The organism is Streptomyces humicola (genome assembly GCF_024436035.1).
In the GTDB taxonomy this organism is placed as follows: domain Bacteria; phylum Actinomycetota; class Actinomycetes; order Streptomycetales; family Streptomycetaceae; genus Streptantibioticus_B; species Streptantibioticus_B humicola.
Genome location: NZ_JANFNG010000040.1, coordinates 24,763 through 45,769, shown reverse-complemented (window position 1 = coordinate 45,769; position 21,007 = coordinate 24,763). Strand labels below are relative to the sequence as shown.

Below are 21,007 nucleotides of genomic sequence, written 5' to 3'. Positions count from 1 at the left end.
TCACATTCGGAAGATGCCGAAGCCACCCCGCGCTCCCTCGACGGGTGCGGTGTGGATCGCCGACAGGCACAGGCCGAGGACGGTGCGGGTGTCGCGGGGGTCGATGACACCGTCGTCGTAGAGCCGGCCGGACAGGAACATCGGCAGCGACTCGGACTCGATCTGCTGCTCGACCATGGCACGCAAGGAGGCGTCCGCCTCCTCGTCGTAAGGGCGGCCCTTGGCCTCGGCCGATGCCCTGGCGACGAGGGAGAGGACCCCGGCGAGCTGCTGCGGGCCCATCACCGCGGACTTGGAGCTGGGCCAGGCGAACAGGAAGCGGGGATCGTACGCCCGCCCGCACATGCCGTAGTGGCCGGCGCCGTAGCTGGCCCCGACCAGCACGGACAGGTGGGGGACACGGGAGTTGGAGACCGCGTTGATCATCATCGCGCCGTGCTTGATGATGCCGCCCTGCTCGTACTGCTTGCCGACCATGTAGCCGGTGGTGTTGTGCAGGAACACCAGGGGGATGTCGCGTTGGTTGGCGAGCTGGATGAACTGGGCGGCCTTCTGCGACTCGGCGCTGAACAGGACGCCCTGGGCGTTGGCGAGAATCCCGACGGGGTAGCCGTGCAGCCGAGCCCATCCCGTCACCAGGCTGGGGCCGTAGAGCGGCTTGAATTCGTCGAAGTCGGAGGCGTCGACGATGCGGGCGATGACCTCACGGGGATCGAAGGGCGTCTTGAGGTCGTCGGGGACGATGCCGAGCAGCTCGTCCTCCGCGTACGCCGGAGGCTCGGCGGGTCCCGGATCCGGGTGTGCCTTACGCCAGTTGAGCCGGTGGACGACGCGCCGGGCCTGGCGCAGGGCATCCTGCTCGTCGGTGGCGAAGTAGTCGGCGAGTCCCGAAGTGCGGGCGTGCATCTCGGCGCCGCCCAGCGACTCGTCGTCGCTCTCCTCGCCCGTGGCCATCTTGACCAGCGGCGGCCCGCCGAGAAAGACCTTGGCGCGCTCCTTGACCATGATGACGTGGTCCGACATGCCGGGGATGTAGGCGCCGCCGGCGGTGGAGTTGCCGAAGACCACGGCGATGGTGGGGATTCCGGCCGCCGACAGCCGGGTCAGGTCCTTGAAGAGCGCCCCGCCCGGGATGAAGATCTCCTTCTGGCTGGGGAGATCGGCCCCGCCGGATTCGACGAGACTGACGCAGGGGAGCCGGTTGGCGAAGGCGATCTCGTTGGCACGCAGCGCCTTCTTCAGGGTCCACGGGTTGCTGGCTCCGCCGCGCACGGTCGGATCATTGGCGGTGACCAGGCACTCGACGCCTTCGATGACACCGATTCCGGTCACCAGGGAGGCGCCCACCTGGTAGTCGCTGCCCCACCCGGCCAGCGGGGAGAGTTCCAGGAAGGGTGTGTCGGGGTCGAGGAGCAGTTCGATGCGTTCGCGGGCGAGGAGCTTGCCGCGTCGATGGTGGCGCTCGACGTACTTCGGGCCGCCTCCGGCGACCGCTTTGGCGTGCTCGGCGTCGAGTGCGGCGAGCTTGCCGAGCATGGCCGCGCGGTGGGCGGCGTACTCGGGACCGTCGGAGTCGAGCGTGGAGCTGAGCACGGTCACAGCGGCTCTCCCATGAGCAGGATCTGCGGAATCTCCAAGTAACGGGCGCGCAGCCACTCCCCGACGGCCTTGGCCTGCGGGTCGAAGCGGGCTTGCGAGGCGACGCCCTGGCCGAGAAGGCCCTCGACGACGAAGTTCAGCGCCCGCAGTCGGGGCAGGACGTGGCGCGCTACCGGCAGGTCCGCCGCATCCGGGAGCAATTGCCGGAAGCGGTCGACGGTGAGCTCATGGGCGAGCCAGCGCCAGGCGTCATCGGAGCGGGCCCACACCCCCACATTGGCGTCGCCGCCCTTGTCGCCACTGCGCGCTCCGGCGACGGCACCCAGCGGGGCACGGCGGGTGGGACCGGCCGGCAGGGGTTCGGGCAGCGCAGGCTCCGGGAGGTCGTCGAGCGCCTGGAAGTGCGGGGGAGGGGGAACGGCGATGCGGCTCCCGTCCGGCAGTACGGCGGTATGGGACACGCTGCCCTGCGCGGTGCGGGCCGCGGAGAACACGCCGTACACCGAGCCCTTGCCCGGCGGGGCGGTCAGATGGAAGCCGGGGACACTGGCGAGGGCCAGCTCGATGGCGGGCGCACTCACGGCACGCCCGACCTTCTCCGGATCCGGATCGCGCGCGACGAGGCGCAGCAGGGCGCTCGCCTCCTCCTGGACCGCGGCGTCGGGGTGGTCGGTGCGGGCCAGCGTCCAGCGCAGCTCAGCGGGGCGCCGTCCGCCGGCGGCGACGGCGGCGTCCATCTGGTCGCGCACGAGGGCCGCCTTGGCGTCGATGTCGAGCCCGGTGAGGACGAAGACGACCTCGTTGCGCCAGCCGCCGATGCGGCTGAGGCCGACCTTGAGGTCGGGCGGCGGGGGTTCGCCGCGCACATCGGTGATCCGGACGCGGTCGCGGCCGGCCTGGGCCGTCCGGACCGAGTCGATGCGCGCCGTGACGTCGGGACCCGGGTAGCGGGACCCGGCCGTCTCGTACAGCAGCTGGGCGGTGACGGTGCCGACGGTGACGGCGCCGCCGGTGCCCGGGTGCTTGGTGATGACGCTGGAGCCGTCGCGCTCGATCTCCGCGACGGGGAAGCCCGGGTGGCGCACGTCGTGTTCACGGAAGAAGGCGTAGTTGCCGCCGGTGGCCTGGGTGCCGCATTCGAGCACGTGCCCGGCGACGACCGCCCCAGCCAGAGCGTCCCAGTCGTCGGCGGCCCAGCCGTAGTGCGCGGCGGCGGGACCGCTGACCAGGGCGGCGTCGGCCACCCGGCCCGTAACCACGACATCGGCGCCCGCCCGCAGGCACGCCGTGATCCCGGCCCCGCCGAGATAGGCGTTGGCGGCCACGACGCCCTCGCCCCAGTCGCCGCGCCCGATGAGCTCGTCGCCCTCCACATGTGCGACGCGGACGGGAACGCCGACGCGGGTGGCCAGTTTCCGTACCGCGTCTGCGAGTCCCGCCGGGTTGAGCCCGCCCGCATTGGCGACGATCCGCACCCCGCGCTCCTGCGCCAGACCGAGCCCCTCCTCCAACTGCCGGAGAAACGTTCTGGCATAGCCGAGTCCCGGATCCCTCATCCGCTCCCGGCCGAGGATGAGCATCGTCAGCTCGGCGAGGTAATCGCCGGTGAGCACATCCAGGTCACCGCCCAGGAGCATCTCGCGCATCGCGTCGAAGCGGTCGCCGTAGAAACCGGAGGCATTGCCGATCCGAAAGGTCACCTCGCCGGTCCCTTCGCACGCCCCTCGGACTCCTTGGGCTCACGCCCAGGGCCGGGTGGTCCGGCGAACGCCTGCGCGATCCCGAGCCACCGCTCGGCGTCCGGCCCCTCGGCGGCCAGGCCGGTGTCGTCACGGTGCACCCGCTGAGTGACCAGGAGACAGAAGTCGAGGGCCGGGCCCACCACCCGCTGGGCAGCGTCCCTCGGCCCGTACACCCACGGAGCATCGTCGCTGCGCACCGGGACCAGCTCGACCCGGAACTCCTCGGCGGGCGGGTTCAGGCCACGCGAGACGAAGGCGAAGTCCCGTGTGCGGACACCGATCCATGCCACATGCCGCAGCCGCGCGGTGGGCTCCCGGCACACGCCGAGCGCATCGGCAACGTCCTGTCCGTGCGCCCAGGTCTCCATGATCCGCGCCGAGGCCATCGCGGCGACGCCCATCGACGGGCCGAACCAGGGCAGCCGCGCCCCTGACGGCAGCGCCCGCAGCGCCTTGAGCAGGGCTTCGCGGCCCTCCCGCCAGCGCGCGAGCAGCTTCGCGGGCGGCATCCCCGCCCCCAGCTGCGCCTGCGCGTCGACGATGCCGAGGCCCGAAGCGACCGCCCGGCGGACCTCGCGCGCGAACCCCTCGGGATCGGCTGCGGCCTGCAGGGCCCGCTCGTCGGTCCAGGCGAGGTGGGCGATCTGATGGGCGACGCTCCACCCCGGTGCGGGCGTGGGCCGTGCCCACAGCTCCGGCGCGAGCCCGGTCACGAGCGCGTCCAACTCGGCACTCTCGGCGCTCAGATCGTCGAGTACCGCGCCAGGATCCGCCATGATCCGCTCCGTTCGCAGGATGGACGACCGACACTCCTCAGCTTCGCAGTGCTGCAAGAAACAAGCAAGCGTGCTTGCATGATTTTTCCGCGCTCGCACCCGTGCGTCCCCCGCCACGCTTCCTGCTACCGTGCGTGGCGAGCCGGTCCGCTGCAGCGATCGACCCGGCCGGGACCTGGCATCCTCGCGGCACTGTGTCAGAGTGTGGGTACCGGGTAGAACGCGACGGCGCGCTCGCCGTACGCACGAGAGGTGGACCGCCATGTCCACACACACTGATCGGCCTGGCTCGGTCGCTGCACATCCACCGTCCGCGCACCCACGGACCGAGGACTACGCGGACCTGTTCGGGCAGGCCCCGGTGATCTTCGCCGCACTCGGCGGCCCGACGCACGTGCTGGAGGCGGCGAATTCGGCGTTCTTCGAGGCATTCGGCGGCGACCGGCGGCGTACCGGTGCGCCGATCGGCGAGGTGATCCCGGAACTGGTCCCGCAGGGCGTCCTCGACCGGCTCGACACGGTCTACTACACCGGCATCGTCCACCGGGCCCGCGGAGAGCGGCTCGTGCTCGGTGAGCCGGGGGCGGAGCGGGCGGAGTTCTTCGACGTCACGTACGAGCCCCGCCGGGACGCATTCGGCCAGGTAGACGGGGTCGTGGTGCTCGCCGTCGAGACCACCGCGTTCCGCCGCACCCAGCTCCTCGCCGCGGAGCAGCGCGCCCTGCTGGAGCAGATCGCGCGGCAAGCCCCTCTGGAGGAGATCCTCGACGGCATGGCCAGGGCGATCGAGGAACTGTCACCGGGCACGATCGCCACAGTGCTGCTCGTCGATCCCGACGGACGGCATCTGCGGCACGGCGCCGCGCCGAGCATGCCGGCCTTCTACAACGAGGCGGTCGACGGCCTTGCCATCGGCGAGGCCACCGGGTCGTGCGGCACGGCAGCCCACCGCCGCGCGCCGGTGGTCGTCACGGACATCGCAGGCGATCCCCTGTGGAAGGACTACCGCGAACTGGCCCAGCGGGCCGGGGTCGCCGCGTGCTGGTCCACGCCGATCGAAGGCCCGGACGGCCGGCTGCTGGGCACCTTCGCGATGTACCACCGCACGCCCAGAGCTCCCGAGGACACGGATGTGGCGATCAGCGCCGCATTCACCCGTATCGCCGCCCTCGCCATCGAACGGCACCGCGCGGTCGAGGCCGGCCGTGCCGCGCAGGAGAGGGAGCGAGAAGCCCGCGAGGACCTGGCCTTCGTACTGGAGGCCAGCACCGCAATCGCAAGCGAGGCCCACTATGCCGACAGCCTGAAGCGCATGGCCCGGCTGATCGTGCCGACCCTGGCGCAGCTGTGTGTCGTCCATGTGCTCGAGCGCGGGTCGGTCCGGCGTGTCGCTGTGGCCTGCGCCCCCGGCGCCGAGGAGGAAGTCCTCGCCGCTCCCGACCTGCGCGACAGGATCGACATCGCGGTGGCGCGGGTGCTGGACTCCGGCGGAACCGAGGCCGAACGGGTCCTCGCCCGTCCCGGCAGTCTCGCCGCGCGGCTCGGCGTCACCGGTTACGCCTGTGTGCCGCTGGCTACGCGCGGCCGTACGTTCGGCGTGCTGACCCTCCTCGCCACCGACCGACCCCTCAACGACCACACCATCGCCCTGGCGGAGGAACTCGCCAGCCGGGCCGCGATCAGCGCGGACAACGCCCATCAGTTCAGCGACCGCGTCCAACTCGCCCGCGACCTGCAAGCCGGGCTGCTGCCTCCTCAGTTGCCCCGCATAGCCGGCGCGACCCTGGCGGCCTCCTACCACCCGGCCGGTGAAGGGCTCGACGTCGGCGGCGACTTCTACGACGTCTTCCCGCTGCCTGACGGCCGTTGGGCGCTGATGATCGGTGACGTGTGCGGGCGCGGCGCCCTGGCCGCCGCCACCACCGGCATGGTCCGTCACACCGCACGCGCCGCCGCCCTTCTCCGGGGCGGCCCGGCAGCCGTGGTCGGGGCCATCAATCACGCTCTGACGGACGGCACGACCGACGAGGAGTGCTTCGTCTCCCTCGTCTACGGCGAACTGCGGCGCATCGCATCCCACCTCGCGCTGGACCTGATCCGCGCCGGCCACGTGCCACCACTGGTACGCCGCGCCGACGGCACGGTGGAACAACTCGCCCGGCCGGGCCTGCTCCTGGGGATCGCACCGGAGATCGACGGCTCACTCCTCAGCGTCGACCTGTACCCGGGCGACGGGCTCGTCCTCGTCACCGACGGCATCACCGAGGCCCGCTCCGTCACTGGGGAGCTCTTCGGCGAGGACCGCCTGGCCGACGTCATCGCCACGCCCCGGAGCGCATCTCCCGACGCCGCCGCCCTGATCGATTCCCTCACCGGCGCGGTCGCCGACTTTGCGGGCGGTTCCGCCCTCGACGACCAGGCAGCGCTGGTGCTGACCGTCACCTGACGACGGCCCGCGGATGCGGCGCCGGCCCGACCGTGCCCGCCTCAGCGGTAACGACGGAATTCGGGGACGGCCGCCGTGAGCGCGAGCATTGCGGCGACGACGAGCAGGCCGCCCGCGGCGACCGCCGTCCGCGGGCCCAGCACGGAGCCGATCGTGCCGTGCAGCAGGTCGGCCAGGCGCGGGCCGCCCGCCACCACCACGGTGAACACGCCCTGCATCCGGCCGCGCATGTCGTCGGTGGCCGCCGACTGCAGGATCGCTCCCCGGAAGACCATCGAGACCATGTCCGCCAGGCCCGCCACGGCGAGGAAGGCGGCAGCCCACCACAAGCCGGCGCTGAGGCCGAATCCGACGATGGCGAGTCCCCACCCGACCACGGCGACGGCGACCATGAGACCGTGCCTGCGGGCTCTGGAGAACGTCCCGGACATCAGCCCGCCGGCCACCGCGCCGATCGGGATCGCCGCGTACAACAGCCCCAGGGCGAAGCCGGAGCCCCAAGGTGCGTAGGCGGTGGCGGCGAGTTGCGGGAACAGGGCTCGCGGCATGCCGAAGACCATGGCAATGATGTCCGCGAGGAACGACAGCAGCAGCACCCGCTGTGCGGTGATGTACCGGAAACCGGCCGCCACTTCGCGCCATCCCGCCCGACGGGCGGTGGACCCCGCCAGCGGCGGCAGGGCGGGCAGCCGCCACACCGCCCATACGGCCGCGCACAGTCCGATGCTGTCGATCAGATACAGCTCCGGAAGCCCGATGACGGGGATGAGCACACCCGCGAGCAGCGGGCCGATGATCGCGCCGGTCTGGAAGACGGTGGCTCCCAGGGCGTTCGCCGCCGGCAGTTCGTGCGCGGGAACCAGGCGGGCGATGGACGCGCTCCGAGTCGGCTGGTTGATGCCGTAGAACGCCTGTTGCATGGCGAGCAGGACCATGAGCAGCAGCACCGAGTGGGCGCCGGAGAACGCCTGCACCCAGAACAGCAGCGAGGTGAGGGCAATGCCCACGTTGGTGATGAGCAGCAGCTTGCGCCGGTCCACACTGTCGGCGATCGCGCCGCCCCACAGTGCGAAGATCACCAGCGGCACCAGGCCGGCCAGGGAGGCGTAGCCGACCCAGGCCGAGGAGCCGGTGATGTCGTAGATCTGCTTGGGAACGGCGACCGCCGTCAGCTGACTGCCGACCGCCGTGACGATGGTCGAGGACCACAGGCGACGGAAGGCCAGGTGCCGCAGCGGTCGGGTGTCAGCCACCCACCGGCGCCATCCGGTTCTGTGTGTTATGCGCGAAGCGTCCCCGTTTATCAGGTTTATCGCGCTGTCATCGGATCTCGCTCCAGCATCGGCGTCGTCGGCCTCGGAGTTGTTGTCGGTGCTGTTCACGGTGTCCACTGACGGCCCGGCTTCCTCGTACATCCATTCGGTCGAGGAGCCATTGTCGCCGGGAGCCCGCCCACAGCCAAAGGCTTATCGCACCGACCGGCCTGCAGCGCCATGGCCCAGGCGGCAGACCGGTCCCGATGCGGACCCGCTACACCGTACCGTCCGTCGAACGGGCGACGCATGCCGAGCGGCGCGGCGCCGTCGGCGCGGGTCGCGGGCACAGTGGATGCGATCTGTATGTCGCTGCGTCTATCGCTGCGTCATACCGCTATGAATCGGCGCAAGGAGCTCGGAAATGGACAGAAGAGCACTCGTCTGCGAGTTTCTCGGGGCCTTGCTCCTGGTCTTCTTCGGTGTGGGATCGATGGTCCTCGCCGGGCCCTCGATCGGCGTGCTGGGAGTCGCCCTGTCCTTCGGCTTCGTCCTCCTGGCGCTGTGTTATGCCTTCGGGCCGATTTCCGGCTGCCACGTCAATCCTGCGGTGACGCTGGGCATGCTGTGTGCCGGGCGTATCGGTCTGCGCGGGGCGGCAGGCTACTGGGTGGCCCAATTCGTGGGCGGAATCGCGGGGGCAGGATTGCTGTTCACCGTGGCCAAGCAGATTCCGGGCTTGTCCGTCGGTGCGTTCGGCAGCAACGGCTACGGCAGTCGTTCCGCCGTGGGCATCAACATCTTCGGTGCGTTCCTGTCCGAGACCGTCCTGACCTTTCTGCTGGTGACGGTCGTGCTCGGTGTCACGCACCGGCTCGCGGCGCCGGGCTTCGTGGGGGTGCCGATCGGCATTGCCCTCGGGGTGATCCACCTCGTCGGAATCCCGCTGACCGGTACGTCCGTCAACCCCGCCCGCAGCCTCGGCCCCGCGCTGTTCTCGGGGGCGGCGGCCCTCTCCCAACTGTGGCTGTTCATCGTGGCGCCGTTGGCGGGCGGCGCGATCGCCGCGCTGGTGCACAGGGCGACGCACCCCGCCGAGACGGCGGACGGACGACAGCCCGAGCATGCGGAGGAAGCGGCCACTCGAACGGAACCGCGCTGAGCGCGATCCGGCGGAGCAGCCCGGCGGGACGCGGACGGCATACGACAAACGGGCCGCCGCATCCCGCCGTCTGACGGAACGTTATGTCAGCCCTTGCCGGTGCTTGCCGGGCCTCGACCGCGTTGTCGAGGGGCGTGTTCACGGCACAACAAAGTCAGCTACGCGGGCAGATCCGTGCGAACAATCCTGCCGCGGTTCATCGCGTCGAACCACTCACGCGCCATCGGCGCCGGCCTCGACCCGCACCAGTACGCGCGCGTCACCGGGCACCGCACCTCCCTGTACGACTGGTCACAGGCCTTCCGCGCAGCCGCGCTCGGGGCGGAATGGACGTCATCCCGGGCGTCACCAACGGCGGGCGCCTGGCCGCGGAGGCTCCGCAGGGCGAGTACCTCCTCGTCCCGCACGGCGACCATCTGCTCGGCAACGCACGGGCAGACTGGCTGCCGTCCACGGCCGACTGGCTCGCCGACCGGCTGCAGCTCACGGATTGGTGACGTCCCAGGTCGCCGCTAGTAATGCGGCCGCAGCAGCGGGACTCCCAGGCCGCCGAGGCCGTCGAGGAAGAGCTCGACCCCGACCGCCGCGAGCAACAGCCCCAGCAGGCGCGACAGCACTTCGAGGCTGGTCCTGTGCGTGCGGTGCAGCAGCGGCAGGAGCAACAGCAGGCAGACGCAGTCGATCACGAGCACGGACAGGTAAGCCACCGCGATCGTGGTGCTCCACGACAAGGTGTTCTTGGCGAGCGACTCGACCAGGACGGCGGTGATGGCGAGCGGGCTGGCGACATACGGGAGCGACAACTCCCGCAGCGCGCCGACCATGGGGCGCTCCGCCTCGGTCCGGGCGCCCTCCTCGGTGCCGAGACGGGTCCCCAGGACCAGGCCGACGGCATAGATGAAGAAGATCACTCCACCGGCGAGCTGCAGCGACTCGTCGCTGATGTGGAAGAAATCCACCACGTAATCGGCCGCGTAGGCCATGACCACGCCGACGAAGGCCGCGATCAACGTGCTGACCAGCACCAATCGTCGCATCTGCGGCAAACTGCGTTCGGCGGCCAGATGCGCGAAGGAGAGCATCACCTTGGGCGGGCCGATGACGGCGAAGAAGGTCACGAAGGCGGTGGTGAGGTTGAGGACCGGCATGCGCCCAAGCATGTGTGAAAGACGTCGCTATGCCGTAAATGCCGCGCCCATCGCGCGTCCGCGCCGCGTCCGCTTGATCGACTTGCCCGGACCGGAATACGGGTATGACCTGATGGTGAGGTGAAGGGTGGAGGAGAGGAGACGCAGAGAGGAGCGTCACCATGCCCGCACACACCGCAGGGAAGCTGCCACGACTGCACCGGGAGCAGCAGCGTGGCGAGCGGCACCGCCGGTCGGCCTGGGCGATCCCCGTCGTCCTGGGCGTCGTGTACGGAACGTATGCACTCTGGCTCGACTCGAACAGCCCCCAGCCCACTCCGACCGCCGCACTGCTCGGACTGATCGCCGCCATCGTCATGGGTGCACTGTGCTACGCGGTGGGCAGGGCGCAGCCGCGCATGTCCGCCGAGACCCGGGGGATCGTCTACGGAGTGCTCTTCGGCGTCGGGATCGGCTTCCTCGTCAGCCTCACCCACGACTCGGTCCTCAAGTGCGCGGCGATCGCACTCGCGAGCGGTGCGGGGATGGGCATCTGCGCGTTCTACATCTCCTACGGGGGCCGGGAGCACCAGAAGGGCGTCGAGCCCTCGCAGCCTGGCAAGAGCGTCGAGCGCGCGGAAGGCGCCGGGCACGCCACACGTGAGGTCGACGAGACGCGCCGGGCCCACTGACGTCGGCGCCACAGTCATCTCATAGGGTTGCCCCGGGCGAACGGATGCGAGCCAGGGCGGAGGGGCGATGGCAGTCAGTCGACGGGCGGTGCTGTGGGCTGCGATGGCAGGGGGCACGCTCGCCGGATGCGGTACGGCACCGAGCCGTACGCCTGTCGCAGCGACACCCACGCCCCGGCCGGGCAGTGCTGCACCCTCGCCGTCCGCCACGGCCGACGTGGTCACCCGCGAGGAAGTGATCGCCCGCTACGGGCGTATGAGGCCCACCAGTTGGGGCTTCGACGCGCCCGGCGTGCTCACCGAGCTGCCGCACTCCACCGAGCGCCGCCTGGCGTTGACCTTCGACGCATGCGGCGGGCGTGGCGGCAGCGGATACGACGCCCGACTGATCGATGTCCTGCGTGGCCACCGGACACCGGCGACCCTCTTCCTCAACTCGCGCTGGATCGACGCCAATCCGACCGCCTTCCGCGCGCTCGCCGCGGACCCGCTCTTCGAGCTCGCCAACCACGGGACGAAGCACCGCCCCCTGTCGGTGACCGGCCGCTCCGCGTACGGGATACCCGGCACGCGCAGTGCGGGTGAGGTCTACGACGAAGTCGCCGGAAACCAACAGAAGCTGACCGGGCTGCTGGGGCGCCCGCCGCGCTTCTTCCGTTCCGGCACGGCGTACTGCGACGACGTGGCCGTCCGCATCGTCTCCGACCTCGGGGAGCGAGCCGTCAGCTTCAACGTCAACGGCGACGGCGGCGCGACCTTCACCCCGCGGGAGGTCTACGAGACGGTGATCGCGGCCCCGGCCGGCTCGCTCATCATCGGCCACATGAACCACCCGGAGGGCGGCACGGCCGAGGGCATGGCCCTGGCCCTGCCGCGCCTGCTGGGCACGGGCCACCGCTTCGTCCGCCTCTCCGACGCGGTGAGCGCGCGGTGAGTACTCAGCCGAAGTCGCTTGGTACGTAGGCGTTGGTCCAGGTCGAGAACGTGGCGCGGTCCTGCGCGGTGAACGCTCGGTCGACGATGCGGTACTGCCGGTAGAAACGCTCACCTCGGTCCATCCGCACGCCGTGCACCTGCAGTTCGGCGCCGTGCAGAACGCGGGTGCGACCCTGCGCGCAATTCGGCGTGCAGGTGTCGATGGTCAGGGTTCCCTCGCCGCGTGCCGTGGGTGTGCCCCAGCCGGACCAGTGCAGCCCGCTCAGCGCGATGTCGTTCGTCACCTGGAACGTGGCCGGCTTGACGGAAGCGTGCTGGGACAGATCGTCGAGGAGGATGGCCGGGCTCGCAGCCCCTGTTGCCGGGATTGCGGCCGGGATTGCGCCCGGCATGAGCACGGCAACGGCTGCGGCGGCCGCAGCGAGGACGTGTGACACGGGAGCCACCTCCTTGCACCAGCTGACCGGCCCGTAGCTCCAGGCTAGGCCTGCTGCACCGAGGGCGCTCCCTGAGCAGGTGCGGTAAGACGTGTCAGCTCATCTCGATGGTGTGCAAACGTCTGCAAGTCGCCGGCGTGTTGCCCTTCGGGCGGCGCAAGCTCACATTCGGCAGGACGCAGCGCCAGGCTCGCCAGGGTAGGGAAAGATGCCACGACAGTTCCGTCCGGCTGGGGCGCACCCATGGCACGCGGCGACGGCGACGGTTGCCAAGCTCACCGACGCCCTGAACCGTGCCAGACCCGAATACGGCTGCCCCGGGCATTGACCTCCCGTCAGGGAATCCGCGCCGCCGTGCCGCTCACGGTGTCAGCCGCGCCCGATGTACGGCATCGTCGTGGCGATCACCGTCGCGAACTGCACGTTCGCCTCCAGCGGCAATGACGCCATGTGCAGCACCGTCCGTGCCACGTCCGCCACGTCCATCACCGGCTCGGCGAGGATCGTGCCGTTCGGCTGCTGGATCCCGGCCCGCATGCGTGCCGTCATGTCGGTGGCGGCGTTGCCGATGTCGATCTGGCCGCACGCGATGCGGTAGGGGCGGCCGTCGAGCGACAGCGAGCGCGTCATGCCGGTCATGGCATGTTTGGTCGCGGTGTACGCGATGCTGTTCGGGCGCGGTACGTGCGCCGAGATCGAGCCGTTGTTGATGATGCGGCCGCCCTGCGGGTCCTGCGTCTTCATGGCCCGGAACGCCGCCTGCGCGCAGAGGAACGCGCCATTGAGGTTCACGTCCACGACCGCTCGCCACTGCTCGTACGGCAGCTCGTCGACGGGGATGGGCGGCGTGCTGCTCCCGGCGTTGTTGAAGAGCAGGTCGATGCGGCCGAAGCGGTCGCGCACCTCGTCGAAGAGCCCGTCGACCTCCTCCGGAAGGGTGACGTCCGTCGGGGTGACCGCGACGGACGACCCCGGGCCCGCGAGCCGTGCCGTCTCCCGCAATGGGTCCTCGCGGCGGCCCGCGAGCCCCACGGACCATCCCGCGCCCGCGAGGGCGAGTGCCACCGCGCGTCCGATTCCCGACCCGGCACCGGTCACCAGGGCGACCTTCTGGATTTCGCTCATGCTTCCGCAGGGTATGCGGTGGGACGATGCGCACAGGCAACGACCCGAGTGACGCGAGGGAGACCAGCCACATGCCGACCGCCGACCCGCTGTCGCACAAGGAGATCGAGGACCGGCTCGCCGAGCTGCCGGGGTGGCAGCTGTCGGAGGACGAGACGAGCCTGGAGCGGACGTATCACCTGGCCCACCTGCCGGCCGCGGTCTTCGTGGTGCATATCGCCAGAATCCAGGATGAGTTGAACCACCACTCGGACCTCACCCTGGGCTACAACACGGTCACCGTCTCGATCACCACGCATTCCGCCGGTGGCCGGCTCACTGCCAAGGACTTCGATCTCGCGCGCCGCATCGCCGAGATCGCTCCCGGGCACGGAGCGCAGTGACGGCCTGAAAGGACACGTCATCGGGTTCTGTCCAGGGCGGGGGAGCTGAGACGATAGGCGGCGCCCCCGCCCCCATGGAGTTCCGCATGCCGGAGACCGGCCCCACCACGCCCGCCCACATACCTGGCCGCACATCTGACATGTCCGGCGCACCCCGGTCCATGGCGCCGCGCCGCGCCGGCCTGCTGGTCACCTTCGTGCTCGGCGGGCTCACCGCACTTCCGCCGCTCTCCATGGACATGTACCTGCCGTCGCTCCCCGCGGTCACCCGCGCGCTCGGCAGCCCCGCGGCGACCGTCCAGCTCACGCTCACCGCATGCCTGCTCGGCATGGCGCTCGGCCAGCTCGTCGTCGGACCGATGAGCGACAAGTGGGGGCGCCGGCGTCCGCTGATGGTCGGCATGTCGGTCTACGTGCTCGCCACCGTCGTCTGCGCGCTCGCACCCGACGTCGAACTGCTCATCGCCTTCCGGCTGTTGCAGGGCCTGGCGGGCGCGGCCGGGATCGTCATCGCCCGTGCGGTCGTCCGGGACCTCTACGACGGCGTGGCGATGGCCCGGTTCTTCTCCACCCTCATGCTGATCTCCGGTGTCGCACCGATCGTCGCGCCCGTCATCGGCGGCCAGATCCTGCGATTCACCGACTGGCGCGGGGTCTTCGTCGTCCTCACCGTCATCGGCACGCTGCTCACCCTGCTCGTGCTGCGCAAGCTTCCCGAGACGCTGCCGCCCGCGGGCCGTCACACCGGAGGTCTCGGCGAGGCGCTGCGCACCATGCGCGGACTGCTCGGCGACCGCGTCTTCACCGGGTACATGCTCGCCGGCGGCTTCGCCTTCGCCGCGCTCTTCGCGTACGTGTCCGGGTCGTCCTTCGTGATCCAGGACATCTACCGCGCCTCTCCGCAGACCTTCTCGCTCCTCTTCGGTCTCAACTCGATCGGCCTGGTCTCGATCGGGCAGCTCAACAGAAAGATGCTGGTCGGCCGGGTGTCGCTGGACAAGGCGCTCGGCACGGGACTTGCGGTGATCGCCGCAGCCGCCGTCGCGCTGCTGCTGATGACCTCGGGGGTCTTCGGCCGGGTGGGCCTGGTGCCGGTGGCGGCCGCGCTGTTCGTGCTGATGTCGGCGATGGGCCTGGCCATGCCCAACACCAACGCTCAGGCGCTGATGCGTACGCCCCACGCGGCCGGGTCGGCATCGGCGCTGCTCGGCAGCAGCCAGTTCCTGATCGGCGCGGTCGCCTCGCCTCTCGTCGGCATCGCGGGAGCGGCCACGGCGGTGCCGATGGCGCTGGTGCAGGTCGTCTGCGCCGGCGTGGCGGTGGTCTGCTTCGTCGCCCTGTGCAGGCCTTGGCGGCCGCGCAGCGCTACCGTCGCCGGGTGACCGATCACTTGGCGCTGCTTCTGCGCGAGCTGGCGGCCGCCCTCGAACCTCCGGCGCCCCTACGTCCGTGGGCCGCGGGCGCCGTCGTACTCGCCGGGCGGGGCCCGGACGTCGCCCTGCACGAGGCGCTGGGCTGGGCGGTGCGCTACGCCGCATACGACGAGACGTGCGACCGCGGCGTGGAACTGCCGCGTGAGCAGTGGGTGCCGATGCGCCGGGAGACCGTCTTCGATCTGGCCTCGCTCACCAAGCTCTTCACGGCGATCGTCGCCGTCCAGCAGATCGAACGCGGGAGGATCGCGCTGGACGGCCGGGTCGCCGGCTATCTGCCGGAGTTCGGCGGCGCGGGCAAGGAGGGTGTGACCGTACGGCAGTTGCTCGCGCACACCTCGGGTCTCCGCGCCGAGCTGCCGTTCTACGACCAGCCCTCGCACGAGACCCGGCTGCGCCTGCTGTGGGACGAGGCTCTGCTGCAGCCGCCCGGCACCGCGTACGGCTACTCCGACCTCAATCTCATCGCGACGCAGCTGGTGCTGGAACGGGTGACGGGCGCGCCGCTCGCCGCGCTCGTACAGGACGGGATCACGCGCCCGCTCGGGATGGCGGACACCTGCTTCAACCCGCCGCGGCGTCTGATCGCGCGGATCGCCGCGACCGAGGACCAGCGGCGGCCCTGGGGGCGGCTCGACCGCGGCATGGTGCACGGGGACGTGCACGATGAGAATGCGTATGCGATGGGCGGTGCCGCCGGGCACGCGGGGCTGTTCTCGACCGCCGCGGATCTCGGCGTCCTGTGCCGGGCGCTGCTCGCCGGGGGCGGGGGGATTCTGGGGCCGGAATCGGTGGCGCTGATGTTCGCGGACGCCGGGCCGTTGGGGCGGCCGCGCGGGCTGGGGTTCGATCTCGACCAGCCGTCGTTCATGGGGGAGCTGGCCGGGCCGCGCACGGCAGGGCATACCGGGTTCACCGGCACCAGTCTCGTGATCGATCCGGAGAGCGCGAGCTACCTGATCCTGCTGGCCAATGCCGTGCATCCGACACGGCTGTGGCGGGAGGGGCAGCAGATGCAGCAGGGGAGCGGCGTACGGGCGGCGACGGCGACCCGGCTCGCCCGTTGGGTCAAGAGTCTGCAATGATTTTCACTGCCGGCCCGGGGTGGGTTGGAGCTGAAAATCATTGTCAAGTAAACTGGACTCCTGCCCGTAGATCAGGAGACCCATGCGATGAGAGCCGCCGCCATATCCCGCACCCCGCGCCTTGCCTTCGCCGGCCTCGGCGTCGCAGTGCTCGCCGCCGCGACGAGTGCCTGCGCAACGACGGCTCCGAGTGCGGACGGCGCCTCCGGCTCCACCGGCAAGACGATCAACGTCGTCGCCGCCGAGAACTTCTGGGGCAGCATCGCCCAGCAGCTGGGCGGCCGCCACGTCAACGTCACCAGCATCATCACCAACCCGGCCACCGACCCGCACGACTACGAGCCGACCCCCGCCGACGGACGGGCCGTCGCCGAGTCGCAGCTGGCCATCGTCAACGGCGTCGGCTACGACGCCTGGGCGGACAAGCTCCTCGCCTCCAATGCCGGCGCCGACCGCACGGAACTCAACGTCGGCGACCTCGTCGGCATCAAGCCGGGCGGCAACCCGCACCGCTGGTACGACCCGGACAACGTCCGCCAGGTCATCGACAAGATCACCGACGACTACAAGAAGATCGACCCGGCCGACGCGGCCTACTTCGACCGGCAGAAGAACACCTACGTGACCAAGACCCTCGCCCCGTACACCCAGCTGATCGACGGCATCAGGGCGAAGTACGCGGGCACCCCCGTCGGCGCCTCGGAGTCCATCGTCACCCCGCTCGCCGAAGGCCTCGGACTGACCATGAAAACCCCCGAGTCCTTCCTCGACGCGATCAGCGAGGGCTCCGACCCGACCGCGCATGACAAGGCGACGATCGACCAGCAGATCAAGAGCAAGCAGATCAAGATCTACGTCTACAACAGCCAGAACTCCACCCCGGACGTGCAGGCGCAGGTCAACGAGGCCAAGGCCCAGGGCATCCCGGTCGTCTCCGTGACCGAGACGCTTGCCCCTGCCGGAACCTCCTTCCAGGACTGGCAGGTCAAGCAGCTGCAGGAGATCGAGCAGGCCCTGGCCAAAGCAACCGGCAAGTGACGGAGTAGGACGATGACGCTGACCATCCCCGCACAGAGCCGCACCCCCGTCGGCGAGCCGGTGCTCGAACTGCGCGACGCCACCATGCGCGTCGCGGGCCGCACCCTCTGGTCCGGCGTGCGACTGGACCTCGGCGCAGCCGAGTTCACCGCCGTGCTCGGCCCCAACGGGGTCGGCAAGTCCACCCTCCTCAAGGCCGTGCTCGGCCTGCAGCCCCTCGCGTCGGGCGAGATCCGGATCCTCGGCGCGCCCCCTGGCCAGTCCGGCCCCCGCGTCGGCTACCTCCCGCAGCGCCGCAGCTTCGACGCGAACCTGCGGATCCGCGGCACCGACATCGTCGGGCTCGGCCTCGACGGCGACCGGTGGGGCGTCCCGTTCCCGCGGCCCGCCCGGTTCAGCGCCAAACGGCGCGCCGCCCGCGCCCGCATCGCCGAGGTGATCGAGCTCGTCGGGGCGACGGCCTACGCGGACCGGCCCATCGGGCAGTGCTCGGGCGGCGAGCAGCAGCGCCTGCTCATCGCCCAGGCACTGGTGCGCAGGCCCGAACTGCTGCTTCTCGACGAGCCGTTGGACAGCCTCGACCTGCCCAACCAGGCCGCCGTCGCCGCGCTCATCGGACGGATCTGCCGGGAGGAGGGGCTCTCGGTGGTGATGGTCGCCCACGACGTCAACCCGATCCTGGCCTACCTCGACCGCGTCGTCTACCTCGCCGAGGGCGGGGCCGCCACCGGCACCCCGCAGCAGGTCATCACCTCCGAGACGCTCACCCGGCTGTACGGGACGCCGGTCGAAGTGCTGCGGACCTCCGACGGGCGGCTCGTCGTCGTCGGCACCCCCGAGCCGCCGGCCCGCCACACCGACCGGCACGATGCGTCAGCCGCGCCCGAAGGGACCGGTCATGCTGCTGGCTGACGCCGCGACGCAGGCCGCCGCGGGCTGGTCGTGGAATCCACTGACCGACATCGACCTGATGTGGTCCTACCCGTTCATGGTCAACGCCTTTCGCGCGGGCACGGTGATCGCCGTACTCGCCGCCGCCGTCGGATGGTTCGTCGTCCTGCGCCGCCAGACGTTCGCCGCGCACACGCTCGCCCTCGTCGGATTCCCCGGCGCGTCGGGCGCGGTGCTGCTCGGGATCTCGGCGGGCATCGGCTACTTCGCGTTCTGCGTCACCGCCGCCGTCGTCCTCGCCCTGCTGCCGCGGGCGGGCGGCCTCCGTGGGCCCGGGGGCAGCCCCGGCGGCAGCCACGAAGGCGAGGAGTCGGCGCTCACCGGTACCGTCCAGGCATTCCTGCTCGCCTGCGGATTCCTCTTCGTCGCCCTCTACAAGGGGTTCCTCGGCGGGGTGAACGCGCTGCTGTTCGGCAGCTTCCTCGGCATCACCGACAGCCAGGTGACGCTGCTCGCCGCCGTCGCCGTCGTGGTGCTCGCCGTGCTCGCCGCCATCGGGCGCCCGCTGCTCTTCGCATCGGTCGACGAGGCGGTCGCCCGGGCGCGCGGCGTCCGTACGAAGCTGCTGTCCACCGCCTTTCTGATGCTGCTCGGCGCCGCGACCGCCGAGGCCAGCCAGATCACCGGATCGCTGCTGGTCTTCGCGCTGCTGGTGATGCCCGCGGCCACCGCCCAGGTGCTCAGCCCGCGGCCCGCGGTGAGCCTGCTGCTCGCCGTGGTGATCGCACTCGCCGTCACCTGGCTTGGGCTCACCGCCGCTTGCTTCTCCGTTTACCCGGTCGGCTTCTACGTGACGACGTTCGCCTTCGGCGCGTACGTGCTCGCGAAACTGGCCACACAGGCCCGGCCGATACTGAGGAGGGCCGTCACGGCATGAACGCGCTCTCGCACCCCTTCTTCCTCCATGCCGTCCTCGCGGGCACCGCCATCGCCGCCGCGGCCGGGCTCGTCGGCTATTTCCTGGTGCTGCGCGCCCAGGTGTTCACCGGCGACGCGCTCAGCCACACCGCGTTCACCGGGGCGCTCGCCGCGCTCGCCATCGGATGGGACCTGCGCATCGGCCTGTTCGCCACGACGATCGGCGTCGCCGTGCTGCTCGGGCTGCTCGGCCGCAGGAGCCGTGCCGACGACGTGGCAATCGGCAGCGCCTTCTCGTGGATCCTCGGCCTCGGCGTCTTCTTCCTCACCCTCTACACCACCTCCCGCTCCACGGCGGACGGCAACGCCGGGACGAGCGTGCTCTTCGGGTCGATCTTCGGGCTCTCGGCCTCCGCGGCCTGGACCGCCGTGGTCGTCGCGGGAGTGCTCTGCCTGGCGGTGCTCGGACTCGCCCGCCCGCTGCTGTTCGCCTCCGTGGACGAGGCGGTGGCGGCGGCACGCGGCGTGCCCGTGCGCCTGCTCGGGCTCGGCTTCCTGGCGCTCGTCGGCGCGTGCGCGGCCGAGGCGACCCAGGCGGTCGGCTCGCTGCTGCTGCTCGGGCTGCTCGCCGCACCGGCCGGCGCGGCGCAGCGGCTCACCGACCGTCCGTACCGGGCGCTGGCGCTTGCGGCCGGTCTCGCGGTCGCCGAGATGTGGATCGGGCTCGGCGTCGCCTACGCGGTGCCTAGCATGCCGCCCAGCTTCACCATCCTCGCCACCGCGACGCTGGTGTACGCCGCGACGTATCTGCCGCGGCCGCAACCGCGTCGTGGGGCCGGGAGCCGCACGGCGTACGCCCGCACCACCTAGACCTAGGCTTGGACCCGTGCCCCCTGTGCCACCCGTGCCCCCTGCGCCATCTGCGACAACACCTCCGCTCGGCGACGAGCTGCGTGCCGCGCTCGCCGAGCTGCTCAACGGGCTGCCGCCGCGCCGCGCCGCCCAGGCCGTCGACCGGCTGATCGCCAACTACCGGGGGCGCACCCCGACCGACGCGCCCGTCCTGCGGGACCGGTCCGACGTCGCCGCCTACGCCGCGTACCGGATGCCCGCCACCTTCGAAGCGGTACGGGCAGCGCTCGCCGCGTTCCGCGCCTGCGCGGGACCGTGGTCACCGTCCCGCCACATCGACATCGGTGGCGGCACGGGCGCCGCCACCTGGGCCGTCGCCGACGCCTGGCCCGGCGCCGACCTCACCACCACCGTCCTCGACTGGTCCGAGGCCGCGCTCGATCTCGGTCGCGCCCTCGCCTCACGCGCCCCGCACCCGGCGCTGCGCGCCGCGCAGTGGCAGCGACAGGCCATCGGCGGCTCCCTCGCCCTCCCCGCCGCCGACCTCGTCACCATCAGCTACGTGCTCGGCGAACTCGCCGACGCCGACGCCGTATCGGTGGTCGCCGAGGCGGCCCGCTCCGCGCACACCGTCGTGGTGATCGAACCGGGCACGCCCGCCGGGTACCGCAGGGTGCTGCGCGCGCGGCAACAGCTCGTCGACGCCGGGCTGACTGTGGTAGCGCCCTGCCCGCACAGCGGCACCTGCCCCGTCCAGGGGGACGACTGGTGCCACTTCGCGGCTCGCGTCACCCGCTCCTCGCTGCACCGTCAGGTCAAGGGCGGCTCGTTGCCGTACGAGGACGAGAAGTTCTCCTACGTCGCAGCGGTGCGCAGCCAGGGCGCGCACCCCGCGCCCGGGCGCGTCGTACGGCATCCGCAGCTCCGCAAGGGACAGGTCCTCCTCGACCTGTGCCTGCCCGAGGGCGCCCTGGAGCGCACCACCGTCACCAAGCGTCAAGGCGAGCTGTACCGGGCCGCCCGTGACGCCGAGTGGGGCGACCGCTGGCCGCCCGCGCAGTGAACCGGCGTTGGAAACCGGCTTGGAAACCGGCTTGGAAACCGGCGTTGGA

The 21,007-nt window shown here is 71.1% G+C and carries 20 protein-coding genes; 13 read left to right on the top strand and 7 right to left on the bottom strand.

The window, feature by feature from the left end:
• The 3 genes from NGB36_RS30325 to NGB36_RS30315 are packed head-to-tail and all read right to left on the bottom strand — an operon-like array spanning position 1 to position 4,117.
• The gene (locus NGB36_RS30325) at positions 1 to 1,599 is read right to left on the bottom strand and encodes an acyl-CoA carboxylase subunit beta (RefSeq protein WP_255923804.1); all 1,599 of its coding nucleotides are present in this window, start codon (positions 1,597 to 1,599) and stop codon (positions 1 to 3) included.
• Entirely contained in the window at positions 1,596 to 3,299 is a 1,704-nt protein-coding gene (locus NGB36_RS30320) for an acyclic terpene utilization AtuA family protein (protein ID WP_255923802.1), read from the bottom strand. Before NGB36_RS30320 ends, NGB36_RS30325 begins: the two co-directional genes overlap by 4 nt.
• Positions 3,296 to 4,117 carry a TIGR03084 family metal-binding protein gene (locus tag NGB36_RS30315; protein WP_255923801.1) on the bottom strand — a complete coding sequence of 274 codons (822 nt, stop codon included), beginning with the start codon at positions 4,115 to 4,117 and terminating at the stop codon, positions 3,296 to 3,298. Before NGB36_RS30315 ends, NGB36_RS30320 begins: the two co-directional genes overlap by 4 nt.
• 262 nt (positions 4,118 to 4,379) lie before the next feature.
• Here NGB36_RS30315 and NGB36_RS30310 point away from each other — a divergent pair, with 262 nt between their 5' ends.
• Positions 4,380 to 6,563: a SpoIIE family protein phosphatase gene (locus NGB36_RS30310; RefSeq protein WP_255923800.1), complete on the top strand. Its 2,184-nt coding sequence runs from the start codon at positions 4,380 to 4,382 to the stop codon at positions 6,561 to 6,563.
• A 41-nt stretch (positions 6,564 to 6,604) separates the two neighbouring features.
• Here the strand turns inward: NGB36_RS30310 and NGB36_RS30305 are convergent, their stop codons facing one another.
• Positions 6,605 to 7,978, bottom strand: coding sequence for an MFS transporter (locus tag NGB36_RS30305; RefSeq protein WP_372509567.1), 1,374 nt, complete (start codon positions 7,976 to 7,978; stop codon positions 6,605 to 6,607).
• Between the two features lie 262 nt (positions 7,979 to 8,240).
• Here NGB36_RS30305 and NGB36_RS30300 point away from each other — a divergent pair, with 262 nt between their 5' ends.
• Both NGB36_RS30300 and NGB36_RS30295 read left to right on the top strand, forming a co-directional pair.
• Positions 8,241 to 8,978, top strand: a complete 738-nt coding sequence (locus NGB36_RS30300) for an aquaporin (protein WP_255923799.1) — start codon at positions 8,241 to 8,243, stop codon at positions 8,976 to 8,978.
• Between the two features lie 326 nt (positions 8,979 to 9,304).
• A complete protein-coding gene (locus NGB36_RS30295; RefSeq protein WP_255923798.1) occupies positions 9,305 to 9,475 on the top strand; it encodes a hypothetical protein in 171 nt (56 codons plus the stop codon).
• 15 nt (positions 9,476 to 9,490) lie between these two features.
• On the opposite strand, the gene NGB36_RS30290 is transcribed toward NGB36_RS30295, so the two are convergent.
• Positions 9,491 to 10,126, bottom strand: coding sequence for a MarC family protein (locus NGB36_RS30290; RefSeq protein ID WP_255923797.1), 636 nt, complete (start codon positions 10,124 to 10,126; stop codon positions 9,491 to 9,493).
• 161 nt (positions 10,127 to 10,287) lie between these two features.
• Between NGB36_RS30290 and NGB36_RS30285 the strand changes: the two genes are divergently transcribed.
• A complete protein-coding gene (locus NGB36_RS30285) occupies positions 10,288 to 10,797 on the top strand; it encodes a DMT family transporter (RefSeq protein WP_255923796.1) in 510 nt (169 codons plus the stop codon).
• Between the two features lie 67 nt (positions 10,798 to 10,864).
• Positions 10,865 to 11,731 carry a polysaccharide deacetylase family protein gene (locus NGB36_RS30280; protein WP_255923795.1) on the top strand — a complete coding sequence of 289 codons (867 nt, stop codon included), beginning with the start codon at positions 10,865 to 10,867 and terminating at the stop codon, positions 11,729 to 11,731.
• Between the two features lie 4 nt (positions 11,732 to 11,735).
• Here NGB36_RS30280 and NGB36_RS30275 read toward each other — a convergent pair whose 3' ends face one another.
• Complete coding sequence (locus tag NGB36_RS30275; protein WP_255923794.1) at positions 11,736 to 12,170, bottom strand: hypothetical protein; 435 nt, start codon at positions 12,168 to 12,170, stop codon at positions 11,736 to 11,738.
• A 369-nt stretch (positions 12,171 to 12,539) separates the two neighbouring features.
• On the bottom strand, positions 12,540 to 13,295 hold the full coding sequence (locus NGB36_RS30270) for an SDR family oxidoreductase (protein ID WP_255923793.1): 756 nt from the start codon (positions 13,293 to 13,295) through the stop codon (positions 12,540 to 12,542).
• 71 nt (positions 13,296 to 13,366) lie between these two features.
• Between NGB36_RS30270 and NGB36_RS30265 the strand changes: the two genes are divergently transcribed.
• From NGB36_RS30265 to NGB36_RS30230, 8 genes are all read left to right on the top strand, one after another.
• Positions 13,367 to 13,678, top strand: coding sequence for a 4a-hydroxytetrahydrobiopterin dehydratase (locus NGB36_RS30265; RefSeq protein WP_255923792.1), 312 nt, complete (start codon positions 13,367 to 13,369; stop codon positions 13,676 to 13,678).
• Positions 13,679 to 13,764: 86 nt separating this feature from the next.
• Positions 13,765 to 15,060: a multidrug effflux MFS transporter gene (locus NGB36_RS30260; protein WP_255923791.1), complete on the top strand. Its 1,296-nt coding sequence runs from the start codon at positions 13,765 to 13,767 to the stop codon at positions 15,058 to 15,060.
• On the top strand, positions 15,057 to 16,196 hold the full coding sequence (locus NGB36_RS30255; RefSeq protein WP_308288950.1) for a serine hydrolase domain-containing protein: 1,140 nt from the start codon (positions 15,057 to 15,059) through the stop codon (positions 16,194 to 16,196). Before NGB36_RS30260 ends, NGB36_RS30255 begins: the two co-directional genes overlap by 4 nt.
• Before the next feature lie 87 nt (positions 16,197 to 16,283).
• Positions 16,284 to 17,234, top strand: coding sequence for a metal ABC transporter solute-binding protein, Zn/Mn family (locus NGB36_RS30250; RefSeq protein ID WP_255923790.1), 951 nt, complete (start codon positions 16,284 to 16,286; stop codon positions 17,232 to 17,234).
• 12 nt (positions 17,235 to 17,246) lie between these two features.
• Positions 17,247 to 18,146 (top strand): metal ABC transporter ATP-binding protein, encoded by a 900-nt coding sequence (locus NGB36_RS30245; protein WP_255923789.1) that lies wholly within the window; start codon positions 17,247 to 17,249, stop codon positions 18,144 to 18,146.
• Positions 18,133 to 19,062 (top strand): metal ABC transporter permease, encoded by a 930-nt coding sequence (locus NGB36_RS30240; protein WP_255923788.1) that lies wholly within the window; start codon positions 18,133 to 18,135, stop codon positions 19,060 to 19,062. The genes NGB36_RS30245 and NGB36_RS30240 overlap by 14 nt, the downstream gene beginning before the upstream one ends.
• On the top strand, positions 19,059 to 19,913 hold the full coding sequence (locus NGB36_RS30235; RefSeq protein WP_255923787.1) for a metal ABC transporter permease: 855 nt from the start codon (positions 19,059 to 19,061) through the stop codon (positions 19,911 to 19,913). Before NGB36_RS30240 ends, NGB36_RS30235 begins: the two co-directional genes overlap by 4 nt.
• 25 nt (positions 19,914 to 19,938) lie before the next feature.
• Positions 19,939 to 20,958, top strand: a complete 1,020-nt coding sequence (locus tag NGB36_RS30230) for a small ribosomal subunit Rsm22 family protein (RefSeq protein WP_255923811.1) — start codon at positions 19,939 to 19,941, stop codon at positions 20,956 to 20,958.
• Positions 20,959 to 21,007: the final 49 nt, after the last annotated feature.

Excerpts from the sequence above, each read along its gene's own strand:
- NGB36_RS30315 (WP_255923801.1), bottom strand. The coding sequence starts at position 4,117 with ATGGCGGATCCTGGCGCGGTACTCGACGATCTGAGCGCCGAGAGTGCC.
- NGB36_RS30310 (WP_255923800.1), top strand. The coding sequence starts at position 4,380 with ATGTCCACACACACTGATCGGCCTGGCTCGGTCGCTGCACATCCACCG.
- NGB36_RS30305 (WP_372509567.1), bottom strand. The coding sequence starts at position 7,978 with ATGTACGAGGAAGCCGGGCCGTCAGTGGACACCGTGAACAGCACCGAC.
- NGB36_RS30300 (WP_255923799.1), top strand. The coding sequence starts at position 8,241 with ATGGACAGAAGAGCACTCGTCTGCGAGTTTCTCGGGGCCTTGCTCCTG.
- NGB36_RS30295 (WP_255923798.1), top strand. The coding sequence starts at position 9,305 with ATGGACGTCATCCCGGGCGTCACCAACGGCGGGCGCCTGGCCGCGGAG.
- NGB36_RS30290 (WP_255923797.1), bottom strand. The coding sequence starts at position 10,126 with ATGCCGGTCCTCAACCTCACCACCGCCTTCGTGACCTTCTTCGCCGTC.
- NGB36_RS30285 (WP_255923796.1), top strand. The coding sequence starts at position 10,288 with ATGCCCGCACACACCGCAGGGAAGCTGCCACGACTGCACCGGGAGCAG.
- NGB36_RS30280 (WP_255923795.1), top strand. The coding sequence starts at position 10,865 with ATGGCAGTCAGTCGACGGGCGGTGCTGTGGGCTGCGATGGCAGGGGGC.
- NGB36_RS30270 (WP_255923793.1), bottom strand. The coding sequence starts at position 13,295 with ATGAGCGAAATCCAGAAGGTCGCCCTGGTGACCGGTGCCGGGTCGGGA.
- NGB36_RS30265 (WP_255923792.1), top strand. The coding sequence starts at position 13,367 with ATGCCGACCGCCGACCCGCTGTCGCACAAGGAGATCGAGGACCGGCTC.
- NGB36_RS30260 (WP_255923791.1), top strand. The coding sequence starts at position 13,765 with ATGCCGGAGACCGGCCCCACCACGCCCGCCCACATACCTGGCCGCACA.
- NGB36_RS30250 (WP_255923790.1), top strand. The coding sequence starts at position 16,284 with ATGAGAGCCGCCGCCATATCCCGCACCCCGCGCCTTGCCTTCGCCGGC.
- NGB36_RS30245 (WP_255923789.1), top strand. The coding sequence starts at position 17,247 with ATGACGCTGACCATCCCCGCACAGAGCCGCACCCCCGTCGGCGAGCCG.
- NGB36_RS30240 (WP_255923788.1), top strand. The coding sequence starts at position 18,133 with ATGCTGCTGGCTGACGCCGCGACGCAGGCCGCCGCGGGCTGGTCGTGG.
- NGB36_RS30235 (WP_255923787.1), top strand. The coding sequence starts at position 19,059 with ATGAACGCGCTCTCGCACCCCTTCTTCCTCCATGCCGTCCTCGCGGGC.